This is a genomic window from Chloroflexus aurantiacus J-10-fl, assembly GCF_000018865.1.
Lineage (GTDB): Bacteria > Chloroflexota > Chloroflexia > Chloroflexales > Chloroflexaceae > Chloroflexus > Chloroflexus aurantiacus.
Window position 1 is genome coordinate 2,234,614 of sequence record NC_010175.1, and the last position, 17,723, is coordinate 2,252,336.

Annotated in this window: 16 protein-coding genes; 15 read left to right on the forward strand and 1 reads right to left on the reverse strand. The window is 53.7% G+C overall.

All coding sequences use genetic code 11. From position 1 onward, the window contains the following. Positions 1-27 precede the first annotated feature (27 nt). The 14 genes from CAUR_RS08525 to CAUR_RS08590 all read left to right on the forward strand — a co-directional run bounded on the left by CAUR_RS08525 (position 28) and on the right by CAUR_RS08590 (position 15,564). Positions 28-1,218: an ABC transporter permease gene (locus tag CAUR_RS08525; protein ID WP_012257497.1), complete on the forward strand. Its 1,191-nt coding sequence runs from the start codon at positions 28-30 to the stop codon at positions 1,216-1,218. A gap of 74 nt (positions 1,219-1,292) precedes the next feature. Next, positions 1,293-2,285, forward strand: a complete 993-nt coding sequence (locus CAUR_RS08530) for an ABC transporter permease (RefSeq protein ID WP_012257498.1) — start codon at positions 1,293-1,295, stop codon at positions 2,283-2,285. A gap of 44 nt (positions 2,286-2,329) precedes the next feature. Beyond that, entirely contained in the window at positions 2,330-3,343 is a 1,014-nt protein-coding gene (locus CAUR_RS08535; RefSeq protein ID WP_012257499.1) for an ABC transporter ATP-binding protein, read from the forward strand. 54 nt (positions 3,344-3,397) lie between these two features. Continuing rightward, a complete protein-coding gene (locus CAUR_RS08540; protein ID WP_012257500.1) occupies positions 3,398-4,396 on the forward strand; it encodes an ABC transporter ATP-binding protein in 999 nt (332 codons plus the stop codon). A 202-nt stretch (positions 4,397-4,598) separates the two neighbouring features. Beyond that, the gene (locus CAUR_RS08545; RefSeq protein WP_015909096.1) at positions 4,599-5,825 is read left to right on the forward strand and encodes a metallophosphoesterase family protein; all 1,227 of its coding nucleotides are present in this window, start codon (positions 4,599-4,601) and stop codon (positions 5,823-5,825) included. A gap of 594 nt (positions 5,826-6,419) precedes the next feature. Continuing rightward, positions 6,420-7,430 carry a Gfo/Idh/MocA family protein gene (locus CAUR_RS08550; RefSeq protein WP_012257502.1) on the forward strand — a complete coding sequence of 337 codons (1,011 nt, stop codon included), beginning with the start codon at positions 6,420-6,422 and terminating at the stop codon, positions 7,428-7,430. Positions 7,431-7,504: 74 nt separating this feature from the next. Further along, positions 7,505-8,620: a DegT/DnrJ/EryC1/StrS family aminotransferase gene (locus tag CAUR_RS08555; protein ID WP_012257503.1), complete on the forward strand. Its 1,116-nt coding sequence runs from the start codon at positions 7,505-7,507 to the stop codon at positions 8,618-8,620. A gap of 60 nt (positions 8,621-8,680) precedes the next feature. Continuing rightward, entirely contained in the window at positions 8,681-9,694 is a 1,014-nt protein-coding gene (locus CAUR_RS08560; protein WP_012257504.1) for an SDR family NAD(P)-dependent oxidoreductase, read from the forward strand. Further along, on the forward strand, positions 9,691-10,791 hold the full coding sequence (locus tag CAUR_RS08565) for a DegT/DnrJ/EryC1/StrS family aminotransferase (protein ID WP_012257505.1): 1,101 nt from the start codon (positions 9,691-9,693) through the stop codon (positions 10,789-10,791). Before CAUR_RS08560 ends, CAUR_RS08565 begins: the two co-directional genes overlap by 4 nt. 73 nt (positions 10,792-10,864) lie before the next feature. Continuing rightward, the gene (locus CAUR_RS08570; protein ID WP_012257506.1) at positions 10,865-11,872 is read left to right on the forward strand and encodes a glycosyltransferase family 2 protein; all 1,008 of its coding nucleotides are present in this window, start codon (positions 10,865-10,867) and stop codon (positions 11,870-11,872) included. A 12-nt stretch (positions 11,873-11,884) separates the two neighbouring features. After that, a complete protein-coding gene (locus CAUR_RS08575; protein ID WP_012257507.1) occupies positions 11,885-12,601 on the forward strand; it encodes a polysaccharide deacetylase family protein in 717 nt (238 codons plus the stop codon). A gap of 85 nt (positions 12,602-12,686) precedes the next feature. Further along, a complete protein-coding gene (locus tag CAUR_RS08580) occupies positions 12,687-13,631 on the forward strand; it encodes a glycosyltransferase family 2 protein (RefSeq protein ID WP_012257508.1) in 945 nt (314 codons plus the stop codon). Between the two features lie 14 nt (positions 13,632-13,645). Beyond that, positions 13,646-14,578, forward strand: a complete 933-nt coding sequence (locus CAUR_RS08585; protein ID WP_012257509.1) for a glycosyltransferase family 2 protein — start codon at positions 13,646-13,648, stop codon at positions 14,576-14,578. A gap of 83 nt (positions 14,579-14,661) precedes the next feature. Further along, positions 14,662-15,564, forward strand: coding sequence for a glycosyltransferase family 2 protein (locus CAUR_RS08590; RefSeq protein WP_012257510.1), 903 nt, complete (start codon positions 14,662-14,664; stop codon positions 15,562-15,564). 66 nt (positions 15,565-15,630) lie between these two features. Here the strand turns inward: CAUR_RS08590 and CAUR_RS08595 are convergent, their stop codons facing one another. Further along, positions 15,631-17,016, reverse strand: a complete 1,386-nt coding sequence (locus CAUR_RS08595; RefSeq protein ID WP_012257511.1) for a glycoside hydrolase — start codon at positions 17,014-17,016, stop codon at positions 15,631-15,633. A 164-nt stretch (positions 17,017-17,180) separates the two neighbouring features. Here CAUR_RS08595 and CAUR_RS08600 point away from each other — a divergent pair, with 164 nt between their 5' ends. Continuing rightward, complete coding sequence (locus tag CAUR_RS08600) at positions 17,181-17,723, forward strand: acyltransferase (RefSeq protein ID WP_012257512.1); 543 nt, start codon at positions 17,181-17,183, stop codon at positions 17,721-17,723.

Consider the following 17,723-nt stretch of genomic DNA (forward strand, 5'->3'; position numbering starts at 1 on the left):
CATTCCCCATTGCTGAGGAGCATAGCTATGGCAGGTTATCTTGCCCGCCGTTTTTTACAAATGTTTTTAGTGGCATTAGTAGCTGCAATCTGCGCCTACGGCATGCTGTACCTGGTGCCTGAGCCGATTGATCAGTTGCTGGCTGAACGCCAGAATGCCGGTCAAAATCGTATTTCAGAAGATGATATTCGCCGTGTGCGCGAGCGTTTTGAATTAGATATCTATTTGCCATTTCGCTTCACACGCTGGTTAATCGGCTGGCCGGCTGGGCCATTGCCCGGTGGCCTGGGCGCCGATTGGCAGGTGGGTTGTGCTGTGCCAGGGCAGGTGCGTCTGCGCTATCCCGATGGCCGGGTAGAGGTAGTTGAAGAAGGGTGTGAAGTACCGGTGACGATGGCCGATCTCGAAGGTCGCAAGGTGAGTCGGGGCATTGTCTTCGGTGATTTTGGTATTTCGCAGGTGATGTTGCGGGGTCGTCCGGTAACTGACCTGATCATGACCCGTCTTCCCTACACCCTCTACCTGATGGGGGCATCAATTCTGCTCTCAATATTGATCGCTGTTCCTATTGGTGTCTACTCGGCGGTACGTCAGTATTCTCGATTTGACTACATCATGACGACGCTTGCCTTTATCGGTGCTTCACTGCCGAGTTTTGTGTTCGGTATCTTTGCGATTTTGCTCTTCTCGGTGCTGGCAAAGAATGCCGGCTTGCCCTATCTGCCACCCGGTGATGCGGTTGGTGTGCGCGATTATACGGTGCCACTGCTTGGTACGGTGGAAGCCGGTTCTTTCCTGGATCGATTTTTGCGCTTCCTGATGCCGTGTGGTGTGCTGACCTTTATCAATATCGCCGGCTGGAGCCGTTTTGTACGCGGTAGTATGTTAGAGGTGCTGAGCCTCGACTATGTGCGTACCGCACGTGCCAAAGGAGTTGCTGAGCGGGTTGTGATTTTGAAGCACGCGCTGCGTAATTCATTGATTCCGTTTGTGACCCTGCTGGCCGGTATTCTGGTTGCACTCTTCAGTGGTGCTCTGATTACCGAAACCGTGTTTAACTGGCCGGGTATTGGTCGTCTGTTTATTGATGCCCTCGGTCGCAATGACTATAATGTGGTAATGGCACTGCTCATCATTAATGTTGTGCTGTTGCTGATCGGTATTCTGATCACGGATATTCTATACACGGTTGTTGATCCGCGTATTCGACTGACATAAAGTGCGTTATCATTATGATATGGCGACCGACAATGGCGCCGGTCGTATGCAAGCATTTCACGAGGAGAGGTTTGATGGCCACCAGCACGACTGCCGTGCCGCTTGAAGAGGCCGCACCCCGACGGTCGGAGGGGCAATGGGCGATTGTCTTTCGCCGTTTCCGCCGTCACCGTCTGGCGATGTTTTGTGTCGGCCTCCTGACAGTGTTACTTCTGTTGTCGGCGCTAGCGCCGTTAATTGCTCCCTATCCACGCGATGAGCCTAATCTGGGTGGTCGTTTCTTGACACCAATGGGTGTTGATGCTGATGGCGGTGTCCACGTTCTTGGCACTGACCACCTGGGCCGCGACTATGCCACTCGTCTGCTCTACGCATCACGGGTGTCGCTCGGTACGGCCTTCCTGGCTACCGCTGTTGCCTCGACTATCGGTATTTTGTTGGGGATGCTGGCCGGTTATTTCGGTGGCTGGGTTGATACGCTCATCAGCCGTTTTCTCGAAATTGTGGCAACATTCCCTACGCTGCTGCTCCTGCTTATTCTGGCCTCAATTCTGGTGCAGAATATCAATGCTATTCCAATCCCTGACTGGCTGGCATCATTTCTGGCCTTTATGTTTGCCGTCTCAGAACGGGAAGCCCGCATTATCATTGCCGTGATTATGGTGCTGGCCTTTTTTGGGTGGACGGGAACAGCCCGTTTGATGCGCGGTATGGTGCTCTCGGTACGTGAGAACGTCTATATCGAGTCGGCGCGTGCTCTGGGCGCCAGTAATGCGCGTATCCTGTTTCGCCACGTCTTCCCCAATGCCCTGCCACCGATGATCGTGGACTTTACCCTCGGTGTTAACGGTACGCTGGTGGCAGAGTCAGCGCTCAGTTTTCTGGGCTTTGGCATTCAAGACCCGACGCCAACATGGGGCAATATGCTGGGCTATGCCCAGAGCTATATGTTTCAATATCCGTGGATGCCGCTGATTCCGGCACTCCCAATTCTGATTGCTTCGATTGCAATCAACTATATTGGTGATGGGTTGCGTGATGCGCTCGATCCGCGTCAACGCGGCTAGGGAACACGGCGCAAACGCTTGAGGAATAAAGATACGGAGCAACTGTGGCAACCGAGTCTCGTGTTGTAGCGGGTGCAGAGCGCCCAACCGCCCGCCGTGGCACCGAATTGCTACGTGTGGAAGGTTTGAAAACCTATTTCTTTACTGAAGAAGGCGTTGTCCAGGCCGTTGATGGCGTCGATTTTACGCTACGCCGTGGCGAGACGCTGGGGATTGTCGGCGAGTCAGGCTCTGGCAAGAGTGTGACATCGCTCTCCATTTTGCGTCTGGTTAGCCCGCCTGGTCGGATTGTCGAAGGGAAGATTATTTTCGATGGTACCGATCTGCTGACGCTTGATGCGGAAGCAATGCGTAAAATTCGTGGTGATCGCATCGCGATGATCTTCCAGCAGCCGACGACGGCGTTGAATCCGGTGTTTCGGATCGGCGATCAAATTATCGAGACCCTGGAAATTCATCAGGGTCTCAAGGGTGAAGAGGCAGCCAAACGCTGTATTGAATTGCTATCGATGGTTGGTTTGCCCGATCCGCAGCGCCGAATGCGTCAGTATCCCCACGAGCTGTCGGGTGGTCAGTGCCAGCGGGTGATGATTGCGATGGCGCTGGCATGCAATCCTGAGTTGTTGATCGCCGATGAACCCACGACTGCGCTTGATGTTACCATTCAGGCGCAGATTCTCGATCTTATGCGTGAGCTGCGTGAAAAGATCGAAACGGCCATTATGCTGATCACCCACGATATGGGTGTCATTGCGGAAATGGCCGACAGCGTCGTGGTTATGTACGCCGGTCAGGTCGTGGAGTACGCTGATGTGCAATCACTCTTTAGTGACCCGAAGCATCCGTACACCAGAGGTTTGCTCAATTCGATGCCGGTGCTCGGTGATACCAGGGAAGAGCTGGAGGTCATTCCCGGCACGGTGCCAAGCCTGATTAATCCACCAAAGGGTTGTCGGTTTGCTTCACGTTGTAGCAAACGATTTGATAAATGTGATCAACCGCCACCAATGGTGGAATTGGGTGCTAACCGACGAGTACGCTGCTGGCTGTATGAATGAGTATGGTAGCACGCGAAGGTCGGCTACCTGACTTGCGATATATGGAGTATGAGCATGACTTCTCCGGTGCTACAACCGGCAAATGATACCTTGCTAGAGGTGCGTAACCTCAAAAAGTATTTCCCCATCAAAGGGGGATTTCTACGCCGGACGATTGCTGAAGTGCGGGCAGTCGATGATGTGAGCTTCACCGTCAAACGCGGCGAGACGCTGGGGCTGGTCGGTGAGAGCGGCTGCGGTAAGACCACGACTGGCCGTACTGTGCTGCGCCTCGAACGTGCGACTGCGGGAGAAGTGATTTTTGAAGGTCAGGATGTGATGCGGGCCAGTGGCCGAACGATGAAGGCTCTGCGCCGTGATATGCAGATCATCTTTCAAGACCCGTATGCCTCACTCGACCCGCGGATCACGATTGGTGAGAGCGTCGCTGAAGGGTTGGTGATCCACGGCATTGGCACTCCCGCTGAACGGCGGGAACGGGTGCGTGAAGTGCTGGCAAAGGTTGGGCTGAGTGCATCGCACATGAGCCGCTTTCCGCACGAATTTTCCGGTGGGCAGCGGCAGCGTATCGGCATTGCCCGTGCTTTGATTATGGAGCCAAAGCTTATCGTGTGCGACGAGCCGGTCTCTGCACTCGATGTGTCCATCCAGTCGCAGGTGCTCAATCTCTTGCGTTCGCTTCAGCGCGAATTCGGCCTGACCTATCTCTTCATCGCGCACAATCTGGCCGTGGTCGAGCATATCTCGGATCGCGTGGGTGTGATGTATCTTGGCAAGATGGTCGAATTGACGACCAGTGAGGAGTTGTTCCGCGAACCGCTGCATCCCTACACTAAAGCGCTCATTTCAGCGATCCCGAATCCCAATCCGTTTGCCAAACGCGAACGGATCGTGTTGCAGGGTGATGTACCAAGCCCGATCAATCCACCCAGTGGTTGCCGCTTCCATCCACGCTGCTGGATTGCGAAAAGCATTTGTAAAGAGCAAGAGCCGGTGTTTGAAGAGAAGCGTAAGGGTCATTGGGTGGCATGTCATTTTGCCGGCCAGTTTTAGCCGGAACGCGCATAGATGTAACGGGCAACTGCTTGCAGTTGCCCGTTGTTGTTTTAGCGAAGGTGTCACGGCATACATGCTTCGTCAGGGTAATCGTCTGTAACGGTAATGCCCTTCAGATACAATTATCTCTGATGCAGTTCGGGCAGATAAGCTCCGTTTATAATCTGCGGTGATGCTTCGCTGGCAGAACGAGGTGGCTATGATCCGCATGTTGCACCTGGCCGATCTTCATCTTGGGGTTGAAAATTACGGCGCTCTTGACCCACGACGCGGATTGCATTCGCGATTGATAGATTATCTCGACCGGCTTGATGAGGCGATTACTATCGGTCTCGATCATCAAATCGATCTTTGTCTGATCGCCGGTGACGTGTACAAAAACCGCTCGCCGAATCCAACCGTGCAGCGTGAATTTGCCACCCGGATTCGCCGCCTACGCGACGCAGGGGTCGCTGTCGTGATCCTAACCGGTAACCACGATATTTCACCGGCGCAGGGTCGTGCGCATTCGGTCGAGATCTTTGCTACCCTGGCGTTAGAAGGGGTAACGGTGGCTGATCGACCACGAATGCATCGCATCGAGACGCGCAGCGGGCCGCTCCAACTGATTGCAGTACCCTGGGTCACGCGCCAGATGTTGTTAACCCGCGACGAGATGGTTGGGGCGTCGTTTACAACCATCGAATATGAGATACGTCGTCGGCTTGAACAATTCATCGAACGCTCGGTTGCACAACGTGATCCCACGCTTCCCACTGTGCTGGCGTTTCATGGTACCGTCGAAGGCGCCCAACTTGGCGCCGAGCGTGCGATGATTCTCGGTCATGATCTGAGTCTTCCCAGTTCAGTTCTGGCGCAGCCGGGGATTGATTACGTTGCCCTTGGTCATATCCATCGCCATCAGGTGCTGACCAGACAGCCACCAATGGTGTACCCTGGCAGTATCGAGCGGGTTGATTTTGGTGAACGTGACGAACCGAAGGGGTGTGTTCTGGTCGAACTGGCACCGGGGCAGGCAGACTGGCGATTTGTACCGTTAGCGGCGCGCCCCTTTGTCAGTATCGAACGTGATCTGCGACGGAGTAGTGATCCGGTGCAGGCACTGCAAACCGCCATCGAGCGCCATAACCTGCGCGATGCCGTGGTGCGGGTAGAGGTTGAACTGACGCGCGAGCAGGCAGCTCTGTTGCGCGAAGAACAGGTACGCGAGTGGCTGCGGGCAGCAGATGCTGCGGTCATTGCAGCAATTGTGTTCAATGTTGAGCGACCGGCCCGGCAACGTTTCGCCGGTGTTGCCGAAGCTCTGGATGAAGGACTAACACCACTCAAAGCCTTAGAACTCTACCTCAAAAGTAAACAGGTGCCACCGCAGCGGATTACTCAATTGTTAGCTGCTGCTCAGGAGTTGATGGATGGTGTTGAGTAGAACCTGTTTTAAACTCTTGAAGTTCCTTGCGTGACTGGCCGGGAAGACAGAAGCCGGTCTACGTGCTGTGTGTGCTTGTCAGAGTCATGTGGGCGGCTACTGGATCAGGGCAATAGTTGATCCGGCTCATCAATCGTTGACCAGCCAGAAGATGATGCGTGAATCGCATGTCGTAGCCGTAATTAGCAGATCGACCGATGCCGCAATCGACCTCACTGGAGCACGACTGTTGCGAAAGTATGACTTACACACTCCGAACCACACGAACTACACATCCCTGGACGTGAACAGTATAATCCAGCACGTACTCGCCGTGGATGTATGACACAGCTTCCGTGATGTGTCTCAGGGTGCTTTCCGCGTAGAACCGGAAGCTCAGGTTTGCACTCATCACGGGATTGACATATCGATGATGAATTTTGGGAATTAAAAATCTGATCAAACATTTTTTTGATTTCTCAGTAATTATAACGAACCTCTCATACCCACTGTTACTTCATTCACAAGTTCATCATCTCGTGAGACTATCATTCCAGGTGCAAGCAGCCGAAGGCTGTTCATATCAAAGCTGAATCTCTAAAGGCAGGTGTCATCATGGTTGGCATTGGCGTCATCGGGTATGGCTACTGGGGACCCAATCTCGTCCGCAATTTTGCTCAGGTCGCCGGAGCACGGGTTACCGCGGTGTGTGATCAGCGTGCCGAACGACGGGCGCTGGTCGAACAGGTATACCCGTCGATTCAAACCTATGCTGATGTCGCTGATCTATTGCGTAATCCGGCTGTCGACGCGGTGGCCATCGCCACGCCGGTTTCCTCACATTTTGAATTAGCGCTGATGGCCTTGCAGGCCGGTAAGCACGTGTTGGTTGAGAAACCATTTACTGCTACTGTCATTCAAGCCGAGCGATTGGTAGAGGAGGCTGAGCGCCGTGGATTGACACTGATGGTTGATCACACCTTTATCTTCACCAGTGCGGTGCGCAAGATTAAAGAATTGATCGATAACGGTACGCTCGGCACGCTCTACTACTACGATTCGGTGCGCGTGAATCTGGGTCTCTTCCAGAATGATGTCAATGTTCTCTGGGACCTGGCAGTACACGATCTGTCGATCATGGATTATCTGGTCGGGGCAATGCCGACGATGGTAGCTGCTACCGGTATGGCCCACGTGCCGGGAAAACCGGAAAATATGGCGTATCTGACCTGTTATTTCGCCCATAACTTGATTGCCCATTTTCATGTGAACTGGATGGCACCGGTGAAAATACGACAAACGCTCATCGGTGGTTCGGAGAAGATGATCGTCTATGACGATATTGAAATGAGTGAGAAGGTCAAGGTCTACGACAAGGGCATCATTGTCAGTGAAAGCGAAGATGCGGTGTATCAACGCCATGTTGGCTACCGCACCGGTGATATGTGGGCACCACGACTCGATAACATCGAGGCCCTGCGTATCGAAGCAGAGCATTTTGTGGAATGTGTGACAACCGGTCGCCGTCCACTATCCGATGGTCATGCTGGTTTGCGGGTTGTCCGCATTCTGGAAGCAGCTTCGCAATCGATGGCGCAACGAGGACAGCCGATTGCGCTCTCTTGAAGGAATGATGCGGTGGGCTGGTAATACAGAGGGCGTATGATGGTGTGTAATCATGATGGTGAAGGGAGAACCGTATGATCCCGTTTGTGGATTTGAAAGCCCAATATCTCTCGATCAAAGAAGAGATTGATCGAGCGGTTCTGGATACGCTGGCCAGTACTCAGTTTGTGTTAGGAAAAGAGGTCGTCGCATTTGAAGAGTTATTTGCTGCTTACACGCAGTCTCAGTATGCGTTGGGTGTGAATTCCGGTACCAGTGCGCTGCATCTGGCCTTGCTGGCCTGTGGTGTTGGTCCTGGAGACGAGGTCATTACGACACCACACACCTTTATCGCGACCGTTTCGGCGATAGACTACACTGGTGCGCGACCAGTGTTTGTCGATATCGATCCGGTGACGTTTACCGTCAATCCGGCGCTCATTGAAGCGGCCATCACTCCGCGCACAAAAGCGATTATTCCGGTGCACCTCTACGGTCAGCCAGCCGATATGGATCCGATCATGGCAATTGCCCGCAAGCACAATCTGGTGGTGATCGAAGACGCAGCGCAGGCTCACGGTGCAGAGTATAAAGGGCGCCGGGTCGGGAGTATTGGTGATGCAGGTTGTTTTAGCTTCTATCCCGGTAAGAATTTGGGGGCGTATGGCGAAGGTGGGGCAGTGACCACCAATAACCCTGAAATTGCCCGCACTGTGCGGATGCTCCGTGATTGGGGAGCCGAGCGGCGTTACCACCACGATCTCAAAGGATTCAACTATCGAATGGAAGGTGTTCAGGGTGCCATCCTGCGGGTGAAGATGGCGTATATCGAACACTGGACAGAGCTGCGGCGAGCGGCAGCGGCACGTTACGATGCAATGCTGGCCCCACTTGGGATACAAACTCCGGTAGCACTCCCTGATCGTCGTCATGTCTATCATATCTATGCTATTCGCGACCGGCAGCGTGATGCGCTGCAAACCTATCTTCACGATCATGGGGTAAGTACCGGTATCCATTATCCAATCCCGGTTCACCTGCAAAAGGCGTTTGCTGATTTGGGTTATCGAGTCGGTGATTTCCCGCAGGCCGAGCTGGCGGCTGCCGAGGTCTTGTCGCTCCCAATGTTTCCTGAGTTGACTGTTGATCAACAACAGGTTGTGGCTGAAGCATTGCAGGGATGGATGCAGCAGGTTGCTGCCGGTTGCTAGACAGTTATTGCTACACACAAACGATGTATACCAACAGCAAGCATCTTTAGGGAAAAGACCATGACCGCAAAACGTATTTTGGTAACCGGAGGCGCGGGATTTATCGGTAGCGAACTGGTAACTCAACTGGCTGCTGCCGGACATCGGGTTGTCGTCGTTGACAATTTAGTCAATGGCAAGCGGGCGAATCTGGCCCATCTCGCCGATGCCGATGTAGAGCTGGTCGAGGTTGATATTCGTCAGCGCGAGGTGATTGCTCGCTTAGTGCAGGGCGTGGAGATTGTCTACCACCTGGCTTGCCTGGGTGTTCGCCATAGCCTGCACGATCCGTTTGAGAATCACGATGTCAATGCGACTGGTACCCTGATCTTGCTCGATCTGGCCCGCCGTGCCGATGTCCCGCGCTTCGTCTATGTGTCAAGTTCGGAAGTGTACGGCACTGCCCGCTGGGTGCCCATGACGGAAGAGCATCCAACCTATCCGATGACGGTGTACGGTGGCGGAAAGCTGGCCGGTGAATGTTATACGCGCGCCTTCTGGGAGAGCTATCGCTATCCGACGGTCGTGGTCAGACCCTTCAACAGCTTTGGGCCACGCAGTCATCACGAAGGCGACAGCGGTGAAGTCATTCCCAAATTTATGTTGCGGGCAATGGCCGGTCTGCCAATGGTGATCTTTGGTGATGGGACGCAAACCCGCGATTTTACCTATGTCAGCGATACCGCTCGTGGCATCATGCTGGCCGGTATGGTCGATGCTGCCATCGGCGGAACGTTTAATCTGGGGCAGGGACGCGAAATCTCGATCAACGAGCTGGCCCGTACTGTGGCGACGGTTGTTGGCCGGCCTGATGCAGCGATTGTCTACGATATCCCACGTCCAGGTGATGTGTTACGCCTCTACGCCGATAGCACGCGCGCCCAACACGTTCTGGGCTTCACACCAACTGTTTCACTCCAGGAAGGGCTACAGCGGTTACAGGAATGGTACCTGAGCCGTGGCGTGGCCATTGCCGATCTATTGGCTGAAGAGCGCGTACACAACTGGAAAAAAGAGGAGAGTGTCAACCTATGACGACAACGGCAAAGCGGCATATTCCGCTCACCAAACCGGTGATGGGGCAGGCAGAAGCTGAGGCAGCCCAACGAGTGATTTTATCGGGATGGATTACCCAGGGTCCTGAAGTCGCTGCCTTCGAGCAAGAGTTTGCGGCTTACACCGGTGCTGCCTACGCGGTGGCGGTATCAAATTGTACGACCGCCCTTCATCTCGCTTTGCTGGCCGTAGGCGTGGGTCCGGGCGATGAGGTTATCACAGTTAGTCATTCCTACATTGCCACCGCGAACAGTGTTCGCTACTGTGGTGCTGAACCGGTCTTCGTTGATATTGATCCGGCAACCCACAATATGGATCCGGCCTTCATCGAGGCTGCAATTACGTCACGCACGAAAGCCATTTTAACCGTACATCAGATGGGGATGCCGGCCGATCTGGAACGGATCCTGGCGATTGCTAATGCGTATCAACTGCCTGTGATCGAAGATGCTGCCTGCGCGATAGGGAGCGAGATTTGGTGGGGTGAGCGCTGGGAACGCATAGGGAAGCCGCACGGCGTGATTGCCTGCTTCTCGTTTCACCCGCGTAAAGTCCTGAGTACCGGTGATGGTGGGATGTTGACGACCAACAATCCTGAGTATGCCGAGCAGTTTCGTTTACTCCGCCAACACGGGATGAGCGTCAATGATCGGGTGCGTCATCTGGCTAATCAGGTAATCTTCGAGGAATACAATGTTGTTGGGTATAACTACCGCATGACCGATATTCAGGCTGCGGTTGGCCGCGAACAGTTGCGGCGTTTACCCGAAATTATCGCTGTACGCCGCCGGTTGGCCGACCAGTATGCCAGCTTGTTACGTTCAATTCCAGGGGTGGGTATACCGGTGGAACCACCGTATGCACGAACCAACTGGCAAAGCTACCCAATCTATCTGCCGGAAGGATGCGATCAGCGTACTGTTATGCAATATATGCTCGATCACGGCATTGCCACCCGGCGCGGCATCATGTGTGCGCATCGCGAAAAACCGTATTGGCGGCGGGAAGGGTACCATTTACCACAATCGGAATATGCCAGGATCGTAGCATCCTGTTGCCCTTCTACCCGCAGATGACTGCGGATGAGCAGGAGTATGTGGTTGCGACGCTGGCAGCAGCCTGTACAGCGTAAACATCAGGGAGCTGGCAATGACAGCCAATCATCAAGTACCATTATTATCGGTCACGGTTCTGAATTACAACTATGGGCATTTTCTGGCGAACTGCCTTGATTCAATCCTGCATCAGAGCTTTACCGATTTTGAAGTCATCCTGATCAATGATTGTTCAACCGACAATTCGCTGGAGGTAATTCAACCGTATCTGCGCGATCCGCGAATCCGCTTGGTCAATCATACGCAGAATAAAGGCTTCGTGGCTTCGTTGATCGAAGGAATGGCATTGTCGCGGGGAACCTATCTGAATGTGATCTCGGCTGATGACTGGGTTGTTTCGCCGCATGCGTTTGCCCGTCAGATCGAGGTTCTCGAACGCCATCCACAGGTGGTGATGGCGTTTAGTGCCTATGGCCTGTACGCCGATGAGCAGACGCTGAGCTTTGTCAGTCGGTTGGCCCCGGCCAGCTATGTGCGCGATGGGCGTGATGTCTTCACCGATTTTCTGCTTAAAGGGTATCCCCAGCATAGTGGCACCATGATCCGCAAGAGCGCATATCAGGCGATTGGTGGTTATGATCCAACGCTGCGCTGGTCGCTTGATGCTCAAATGTGGCTGGGATTATGCCATTTTGGGGATATTGCCTACATTGATGAGATGCTCTACGCCTATCGTCGGCATCCATCCAGCATGTCGAAGGATCCTACCGCGTTACGCAATGCCATTCTTGAACTATTTCGTATCTTTGACTGGACATTCAGTCTGATGCCAGAAGAGGAACAACGTAAACGGCAGTGGTTATACCGTAAAGCACGCCAGCGTGCCCTGATTTCGTTTGCTGCTGATGCTGTATTCAGCGGGAATATTCCGTTGGGCTGGCAATTTTACAAGGTCGGTTTGCAGGTAAGCCCCTGGGAGACCTTGTTCCAAAAGGGATCGCTGGCAATTGCGTTACGTGCACTGCTTGGCGCCCGGCTCTATGATCGCTTGTTCCGTCGTCAGCCATCGGTTACTTCTGAGCAGACAATGGCATCGGCTTAACCGGGGATTGCTATGAATGTACGTGCGGTGGTTAGTAAAACTATCGATCAGGTTGGGAATGTGTTGTTAAGTCCACCGTATGGTGGGTTTGGCTACTACTATAATCACGGGCCGCGTACCCGGCGGGCGGTTGCTTTTACCTTTGATGATGGGCCGTCGCGCCCGTGTACCGAATGGCTGCTTGATACTCTGGGTGAACTTGGCGTGAAGGCGACATTTTTCTGTGTTGGCCTCAGCGTACAATGGCATCCCGAAGTGGTGCAGCGGGCGTTTGCTGAAGGGCACGTGATCGGCAACCATTCGATGATGCACAGCCGTAAAGCAGGTTTGATGCTACGGGGTGGTGCGCATATCGATGAGGCGACGACGGCGATCTCCCAGGTTATCGGTCTGCGACCACGCCTCTACCGGCCACCGTGGGGGTGGTTGACACCATGGGAAGGGCAGCGTTTGCATCAGCGTGGCTATGCGGTGATCGGTTGGGATATTTATCCTGACGATTGGAAGGTGCCGGAAGTCCCTGCAGAACGTTTAGTTGCCCAGATCAAGCCATTGATCAAACCCGGCTCGATTATCTTGATGCACGACTCAGTCTCGAATCAGATTCGTTGGGAAAAGACAGAGACGGCACGGGCTGTGCGTTTATTGACTCCATGGCTCCGTGATGAGGGGTATGAGATTGTAACGATCCCGGATTTACTGGGTCTACCGGCGTATGCCAGGGTGTAGGCAGTGTGGATTTCTACGTCAGAATATCCGGTATGAGAGTTTACATAACGTCCTGATGCGACGAGGGCGTTAGTAGGGGGAGGGGATGAGTTTGCCGACGATTAGTGCTGTTATCTGTACTCGCAACCGGGGCGAGCGTATTCTGGCCGCGGTCGAAAGTATTCTGGCTAACGATCATCCCGCTTTTGAACTGATTGTCGTTGATCAAAGCACCGATGAGGTGACGGGAACTGCGTTACGGCGCTTCCACCATGATCGGCGTTTACGTTACATCACTACGCCGACCAAGGGGTTGGGGCTGGCCCGCAATATTGGTTTACAACTGGCTCGTGCACCGCTGGTGGCGTTTACCGATGATGATTGCCGGGTGCCATCAGACTGGCTACGTATCATTGAAGACGAATTGCGACGTGAACCGCAGGCGGCAGTGCTGTTTTGTAATGTGTTTGAAGGGCCACACGATACCGGTGCCGGCTTTGTCCCCGGCTACCAGCTTCGTCAACGTGCTGTCGTGAAGACGTTCTGGCAAAAATGTCGTGCCCGTGGCATTGGTGCCGGGATGGCGGTACGTCGTGAGCCGGTGCTGGCCATGGGTGGTTTTGATGAGGTGTTGGGTGCCGGTGGGTACTTTCCATCCGCAGAAGATGCCGATATTGCAGTACGGGCCATTGCACACGGCTGGTACGTGCTGGAAACACCTGCAACCTTTGTGATCCACGATGGCTTTCGTACCTGGCGGGAAGCCAGGGAACTGGCTGCACGAGATTGGGAAGGTTTGGGCGCTGCCTATATTAAGCCGTTAAAAGCTGGTCGGTGGCAGGCCGGGATCGTGCTGCTGTACGAATTGCTGGTACCCGCGCTGATCGAGCCGCTATTACCAGTTCTCCGCTTGCAACGACCACGTGGTTTAGGTCGGCTCGTGGCTCTGGTGCGTGGTTGTCTGCGCGGTCTGGCCCATCCAATAAACCGTGCGCAGCTTGTCTATCAAGGGGTAACAGGGGTGCCGGCAATCATCGAGCGATCACTGTAGTGTGGAGAGAATATATGCTGGTTTCAGTCATTATTGCAACAAAGCAGCGCCCACAGCCGTTATACGATGCGGTGCAGAGTGTTTTTCAGAGCACGTATCAGGAGTTTGAGTTGTTCGTGATTGATCAAAGTCCTGATAATGCCAGTGAGATGATTCTCTCTCCATTCCACAGCGATCCGCGCTTCCACTATCTGCTCAATCGGCGCCCCGGCTTTGGGGCGGCGAGTTCGCGGAATCTGGGAATTGCGGCGAGTCACGGTGAGATTGTAGCGTTGATTGATGATGATGTGGTTGTGAAACCCGATTGGCTGGCCCAGATTGTTGCCGAATTCAGTGCTGATCCAGAGCTGGATTTTATTGCCGGAAGACTCAGCGCATCACCATACGACCGGACGGCCGGCTATACGCCGGAATTTGAGGCATGGCCGTACCTGTCGCGCTGGCACTTTCCGTTGCACGCTTCAGGCGCTAACTTTAGTATGCGACGACGCCTGTTTGATCGAGTTGGTGGCTACGATGAATTTTGTGGCCCTGGGAGCCGTCTGCGGGCATCAGATGATACCGATCTGTGCTGGCGAATTGTGCGGAGTGGCGCTCGCTACAAGATTTGTCCGCATATTGAAGTGGTGCATCTCCATGGATTTCGTCCGCAAGCTGAAGCTGAAGCGCTCTTTGCCCGCTATCAGTATGGCAACGGCGGCAATTTTGGGCGATTTACCCGGCGTGGCGATCTGTTCGCCGGTGCCTGGTTTCTGGCTCGTGAAGTAAAACATCTTGTGCGGGCACTGCCAGCCCTACTGCGTGGAGATCGCCGGGAGTTGATGTACTCGCACCAGCGGTTACGTGGTTTCTGGGATGGTTTTCGGCTGCCTCCGAATGAAGGTTTTGTCAGTGGTGAAAAATTGCGTCAAATGATGGTATCCCTATCTGAGACTTCCTCTGCATAATACACTCGTGATGGAAATAGAGCAGTTGCTGTCCGATCTTTGTTTTAGTCAATGCTCTTAGATTCAGTGCAGAAGACTCAACTATGTTGCTCCCTACTATAAGCGTGGTCATCTGTACGAGTGATCGTGGTGGGACTGTTGCGGACACCGTTGCAAGTATTCTCGCAAATGATCATCCGGCCTTTGAGGTGTTCGTGATCGATCAGAGCAGTGATGCAGGCACTTTTCAGGCATTACAACAGTTTCATCATGATCGACGCTTGCACTACGTGCCTGTACGCTTCAAGGGTTGGGCGAAAGGTCACAATCTCGGTCTGCGTATCGCACGTTCACCCCTGATCGCAATCACCGATGATGATTGTGTGGTACCACCAGATTGGTTGCGAATTCTGGAAACCGAGATGGGGACTGAGCCGCACGCAGCCGTGCTCTACTGTAACGTTTTGCCAGGTCCCCACGACCCCAGCGCCGGGTTTGTCCCTGGCTTTCAATGCACCAGACGTGTCGTCGTCAATACCCTGCGCGAGAAATGGTATGTACGGGGGATTGGTGCGGGCATGGCCATTCATCGAGAACGAATTCTGGAGATAGGCGGTTTCGACGAGAGTCTGGGGCCGGGTGGTACGTTTAAGTCGGCAGCGGATGTCGATATTGCCATTCGCGCTATCCTGGCCGGCTGGTCTGTAGTCGGAACACCGGCGACATCAGTCATTCACTACGGGTTTCGGACCTGGCAAGAGGGCCGCCGTCTGACAGCGCGCAATTGGGAAGGGTTAGGTGCGGCATTTATCAAGCCTGTAAAGGCCGGTTACTTCGAGGCCGGTATATTGCTCTGGTATGAGTTGCAGCCGGTATTGCTTGAGCCGCTGTTATCTCTCTCACATTTGCAGCGTCCTCACGGTTTAGGGCGCTTTGTCGCCTTTATGAGAGGGTGTCTGCGCGGATTGCTTCATCATATAGATCGGAAGCGATTGGTTTACCTATAGCTAAAAATGAAATGAGGAAAACTGTTGAATATCTGGTCGATTAATCTGTGTGACCAAATCGTTATCTCATTCATCAGAAGCAGTGAATGTCACAGCAAAGATTGCGTCAGCAGCCACCGGTATCTCGCTTGCAGTTACCGTTGTACTGGTGGGAATAAGAGAGCTGGTGGTCTGGTTCAGTGTGACCTCTATTGCAGCCGGCATATTGCTCAGTGTGAGGGTTAGTGGACGGGTTGTGGCATTGCGTCCGATGATGTGAATTGTTCCGGTGGCCGGATCGCGAAAGGCGACAAGCGGTAAGGCTGCATCGGCTGAAACCCCTATCTGTACCACTCCCGGTGTGACGAAGCGGGCAATCTGCGCAATAGCAGCAAAGCGTGGCCGGACCTGAAACTCGCCGCTCGTCGGATCATAGGCCAGGGCGCCCCAATAGTCGAACGTGCCGTGGTGGGTGTAGAAGCCATCAACGCCATCGTAGAGGAGTGCCGCGTGTACACCCTGCCGCAGGTAACGGATCAGAAATTCGGCGCTATCGGCACCAAATGACCATTCGTTACTGCGGGTTGGTTCTTCATTGCACGCGGTGCACCATTGTGAAAATTCAGTCACCCAGATTTCTGGTGCCGATACCGGCCATGATATCAGGTCTGGACGAATGTCACTCAATTGTCCGGCATAGTCGTGCATGGCAACCGCTTTCAGCATCTGCGTTACTGTCGGTTTGTTTTTCAATGCACGCAGGTAGGCATCGGTAGCGCTGCTAAAGGCGGTTTCCGGTCCGATCAGGCCAATCTCACCATAACCATTGGCTTGCAACTGCACTGCTAATTGTTCCATCACCTCTGCATACCGGTCTGGGGTGAGTTTTGGTCCTTCGGGTGGTCCGTAATCAATTTCGTTGAGCGGAGAGAACCATTGCAATGACACTCCTTGCTGGCGACCGGCTGCAATGAGGTTATTCATGGTCTCAACCCATCGTTCAGTGTGTTCGGAACTCGCCTGACTTACGTCCATCCATGCCGGTGGCTCACCCATGACACTCAGAATCACGTGGGTGGCGGGTTTTTGCTCCAGATAGTGCATAATTGCCCATACGCTGTCGAATGGTGGCATGCGATAATCAATCGGTGGTGGTGTTGTGGCCGTAAGGTCGCCCCACGCACTCGTTTCGACAATCACGCGAAAGATGCGAGCACCCAGCTCGTTGTAGAGTGTATCGAGGGCGGGAGCAAATGTACCGTCGTGCCAGTATGCGCCATTGATATTGACACCAATACCGGTGATTGGTTGTCCGAGATCGGTAGTGTCAATAACCACTGATATGGTGTCTGGTAACGTTGGGGTAGGAATTGGTTGCCCGAAATCACTCTGGTTGGGCTGGCGTATCCAGCTACAGCCGCTGGTTACGATGATGAGGAGCCAAAAGAGAGAGACAAGACGGGGTAGAGGCATACATACTCCATAACTACATAAACTTTCAACTCTACCGTATCACTGAAAGCTGAGATTTAGATAAGAACTCAGCAACGAAACTGTCAGCTTGCAAGAGCAGTTTGTTTAGAATCCGTTCATCTCAGTTGGGTAATGTAGACATGGCAGAATAGGGAGGAACAGCTATGCCATCACGTCCGCTAACCGACATTGTGAGCGATATTCTGGCTGTGTTGCGGGCACGCTGGTATCTCCGTAGTGCGACATTGGGGCCACGAGTACGGTTGTGGGGGCGTCCGGCAATCAGTAATTATGGCCAGCTCATCATCGGTGAGCGAGCGCGATTGGTTTCAACGATTGTGCCACTCGAGCTGGCAGTAGCTCATGGGGCGCGGTTAGAGATTGGTCAGGGGACGTTTATCAACTATGGTTGTTCAATTGCGGCAACTGAACTGGTACGTATCGGGCCGCGTTGTAATATCGGTACCTACGCCATGATTATGGACAACGACTTCCACCGTCTGGAGCCAGAGCGGCGCCAGGAACGTCCACCATCAGCCCCAATTATTCTGGAAGAGAACGTCTGGCTCGGTGGGCGGGTAACGGTATTGAGCGGTGTGACGATTGGCGCTGGTAGTGTGATCGGTGCCGGTAGTGTGGTGACCAAGAGCATCCCGCCGCGTTCATTGGCAGCAGGAGTCCCGGCACGTGTGATTAGGCAGTTATAA

Bases quoted from the DNA above. Each gene is read 5' to 3' on its own strand.
- CAUR_RS08600 (WP_012257512.1), top strand. From the start codon at position 17,181: ATGCCATCACGTCCGCTAACCGACATTGTGAGCGATATTCTGGCTGTG.
- CAUR_RS08565 (WP_012257505.1), top strand. From the start codon at position 9,691: ATGACGACAACGGCAAAGCGGCATATTCCGCTCACCAAACCGGTGATG.
- CAUR_RS08555 (WP_012257503.1), top strand. From the start codon at position 7,505: ATGATCCCGTTTGTGGATTTGAAAGCCCAATATCTCTCGATCAAAGAA.
- CAUR_RS08560 (WP_012257504.1), top strand. From the start codon at position 8,681: ATGACCGCAAAACGTATTTTGGTAACCGGAGGCGCGGGATTTATCGGT.
- CAUR_RS08570 (WP_012257506.1), top strand. From the start codon at position 10,865: ATGACAGCCAATCATCAAGTACCATTATTATCGGTCACGGTTCTGAAT.
- CAUR_RS08585 (WP_012257509.1), top strand. From the start codon at position 13,646: ATGCTGGTTTCAGTCATTATTGCAACAAAGCAGCGCCCACAGCCGTTA.
- CAUR_RS08550 (WP_012257502.1), top strand. From the start codon at position 6,420: ATGGTTGGCATTGGCGTCATCGGGTATGGCTACTGGGGACCCAATCTC.
- CAUR_RS08540 (WP_012257500.1), top strand. From the start codon at position 3,398: ATGACTTCTCCGGTGCTACAACCGGCAAATGATACCTTGCTAGAGGTG.
- CAUR_RS08545 (WP_015909096.1), top strand. From the start codon at position 4,599: ATGATCCGCATGTTGCACCTGGCCGATCTTCATCTTGGGGTTGAAAAT.
- CAUR_RS08580 (WP_012257508.1), top strand. From the start codon at position 12,687: ATGAGTTTGCCGACGATTAGTGCTGTTATCTGTACTCGCAACCGGGGC.
- CAUR_RS08530 (WP_012257498.1), top strand. From the start codon at position 1,293: ATGGCCACCAGCACGACTGCCGTGCCGCTTGAAGAGGCCGCACCCCGA.
- CAUR_RS08575 (WP_012257507.1), top strand. From the start codon at position 11,885: ATGAATGTACGTGCGGTGGTTAGTAAAACTATCGATCAGGTTGGGAAT.
- CAUR_RS08595 (WP_012257511.1), bottom strand. From the start codon at position 17,016: ATGCCTCTACCCCGTCTTGTCTCTCTCTTTTGGCTCCTCATCATCGTA.
- CAUR_RS08525 (WP_012257497.1), top strand. From the start codon at position 28: ATGGCAGGTTATCTTGCCCGCCGTTTTTTACAAATGTTTTTAGTGGCA.
- CAUR_RS08590 (WP_012257510.1), top strand. From the start codon at position 14,662: ATGTTGCTCCCTACTATAAGCGTGGTCATCTGTACGAGTGATCGTGGT.